Origin of the sequence: Streptococcus mitis (assembly GCF_001579035.1) — a bacterium.
Lineage (GTDB): Bacteria > Bacillota > Bacilli > Lactobacillales > Streptococcaceae > Streptococcus > Streptococcus mitis_J.
The window spans coordinates 146,943-149,842 of the sequence record NZ_KQ970287.1; the positions used below are offsets into that span (position 1 = coordinate 146,943).

Annotated in this window: 3 protein-coding genes and 1 pseudogene; all 4 read left to right on the forward strand. The window is 31.2% G+C overall.

The window, feature by feature from the left end; all coding sequences use genetic code 11:
- Positions 1–677, forward strand: a pseudogene (locus tag SMIDD26_RS11535) (IS5 family transposase); the annotation flags it as partial.
- Between the two features lie 500 nt (positions 678–1,177).
- On the forward strand, positions 1,178–1,516 hold the full coding sequence (locus SMIDD26_RS05180) for a hypothetical protein (RefSeq protein WP_061439324.1): 339 nt from the start codon (positions 1,178–1,180) through the stop codon (positions 1,514–1,516).
- Between the two features lie 129 nt (positions 1,517–1,645).
- Positions 1,646–2,236 carry a tetratricopeptide repeat protein gene (locus SMIDD26_RS12870; protein WP_246746921.1) on the forward strand — a complete coding sequence of 197 codons (591 nt, stop codon included), beginning with the start codon at positions 1,646–1,648 and terminating at the stop codon, positions 2,234–2,236.
- Between the two features lie 5 nt (positions 2,237–2,241).
- The gene (locus SMIDD26_RS12875; RefSeq protein WP_246746922.1) at positions 2,242–2,757 is read left to right on the forward strand and encodes a hypothetical protein; all 516 of its coding nucleotides are present in this window, start codon (positions 2,242–2,244) and stop codon (positions 2,755–2,757) included.
- Positions 2,758–2,900 lie beyond the last annotated feature (143 nt).

Here is a 2,900-nt window from a genome sequence, read left to right on the forward strand (position 1 = left end):
TGGACGAAAACCTAAATTAAGCCTAGAAGACCTTCTTATGGCCACTCTTCAATACACGCGAGAATACCGCACTTATGAACAAATTGCGGCTGATTTTTGCATTCACGAAAGCAACTTAATCTGTCGGAGTCAATGGATTGAAGTGACTCTTCTTTAAAGTGGTTTTACGATTTCAAAAACTCACCTTAGTGCTGAGGATATGGTGATTGTGGATGCAACAGAGGTAAAAATCAATCGTCCTAAAAAAACAATTAGAGAATTATTCTGGTAAAAAGAAATGCCATGCTATGAAGGTTCAGGCGATTGTCACAAGCCCAGGGAGAATTGTTTCTTTGGATATTGCGGTGAACTATTGCCACGATATGAAGTTGTTCAAAATGAGTCGTAGAAATATCGGACAAGCTGGTAAAATCTTGGCTGACAGTGATTATCAAGGACTCATGAAGAGGTATTCACAAGCGCAAACTCCGAGGAAATCAAGCAAACTTAAGCCCCTAACTCTTGAAGATAAAGCCTATAACCATGCGCTATCTAAAGAAAGAATCAAGGTTGAGAATATTTTTGCCAAAGTAAAAACGTTTAAAATGTTTTCAACAACCTATCGAAATAGACGCAAACGGTTTGGATTACGAATGAATTTGATTGCTGACATTATCAACTGTGAACTAGGATTTTAGTTTTGTAGGAAGTCTAATAAAATATATGAATTTGTGGAAGGTGAAAGAAAATCATACCCTGGTGAAATATGTTTTAAAAAATGTGATATCGACCTGTGCGATGTATTGATATTTAACAAAACCTTGGGTGAAGGACCTTTCAATGGAAAGTATATTGGTTTACAACAATTTATGGATGAATATATAGTAGATTGAAATAAGATATAAACAACTCTATTAGGAAAGTCAAATTAATTTCTAGAAATGTTTTAGCAGCTACAGCGTACTATTCCAAACTCAACCAACTATACAAACTCAGAATTTGAAATCATTATTGAAGGCTATTATGGTAACACAACTACATATACAGGATGGCTTCGGGAGGATGGGAAACGACCAGTAACGGCAATTATGTATGTTTGGAACAGCGGAGATATGGTGTATAACGTAAAAAATAAACGATTTAAAACAACAATTTTATATGATAATTATTTGGAGAAAAAGAGGTATTGAATTTAAAGATGATAAAATATACAAATATAAAAGATATCGTTGAATATGGATTAGATACTATTTCTGATAAGGAAAAAATAACAATGAACCTGAAAGACTTTCTATACATTAGACGAGTTTTAGAGGAATATATGCGTTATCTACATAATCCTGATCATTATCCCGATATAGAATCAATTCAAAATTTTTTAGGTGATGCTTCTTCGGGAGGCGGATTTGAATGTTTAAGCACAGCTATTTATAAAAAAGTATATAAAGTTGATTTGCCGGCGGAGATTGAAAAAATGATTGATGATGGTTTATTTGAACACCCTCTTTATCCCAGCTACTATAAGAAAGATGAATAAGTAATAATTGGATAGTATTGTAATAGTAGAAAATATAAATATATGTGGATACGTAAATTCGAAGCTGTAGGAAAGGATAAAAAGTAGAAATAGTGTTTGTTAAATTTTAACAAATTAGGAGTACAGATTTTGATAAATGAAATAAAGGCATACTGGGACAAGCAGAAAAAAGAATATGAGGATAGATATAAAGAGACATTTTTAAAGGACTATGAAAGATCAACAGAATACCTTAAAAAAATGGAAAGCTACTTGTTATCCAAACAAAAAGAATATCCTTCTGATCTTGATATAGTATGTACGCTTGCTTCTTTAAAGTTAGAGCTTAGACGCGGTGAGTATATAAGATATTTAAATTCTTTTTTAAATAAATTTGAAATTTATTTAGATAATGCTCAAAAAGCAAGAGTTTACACCAATATTGCATTTAACCATGATTATACTGTAGAAGCATTAGAATATTTACTAAAAGCAAAGAATTTAGATTCTCCTTTTGTTGAAACATATACAGGATTGGGGCTTTATTACTTTAGTATGTACCAATCTAATGAAGATAAAGAATGGCTTATATTGAGTCAAAAATATTTTGAAAAAGCTAAAAATATTGATGATAGTTATGAATATTCCTTCAATCATGCAGTATCTTTATATGAACTCAAAGAATATGAGAAAGCTAAAGAAATATTTTTAGAATTATTAAAAAATATCCTGATAGAATGAGTCTATTGCTTAGCATTGCATACTGCGAAGTATATCTTGGTAATAAAGATAAAGCAATATCTTGGTTAGAAAAAGTAAAGTCAGGAGAAGATGAAAATCACAATTTGAAAACAGATGATATTTCTGCGGAGCAAATTTTTGATGCCTATTATGTACTTGAAGAATTCGATGAATTTTTAGATTACTATAGCAATGATGTTATTTGTCAATACTATACAGTTGACTTTGAACACTATTATTATGCATTATGGTTAAAGGATGAAAAAGCAAAATTTTTTGTCCTTGAAGAAAAAAATAGACTCTATTTAGTGGATGCTATTAAAGAAGCTATAGTTGATGATGACTATGTGAGCGAGGAAGATAAGAAGAAATATATTGAGGAATTGGAAAAAGATAAAAGAGAATATGAAGCAATGATTTCTCGTGTAAAATCTTTATCTTTCAAACCAAAAGTGAGGCTTAAGCTGTATCCAGAGTTTTCTTGCTTCATGGTAGACTGTGTGAGACATAAATTTAAATGAAATGTTGTAAAAATTTGAAGTTGGTGCTGCAACAATTATGATAAATGAATAAGTTATAAAAAAGTTGCATATGTCTTGGGGAGCTATAGCAGTTTTGATTATCCTAGCAGGCGCTGTGTTTGAAGAAATAGAAAAAGCGACAG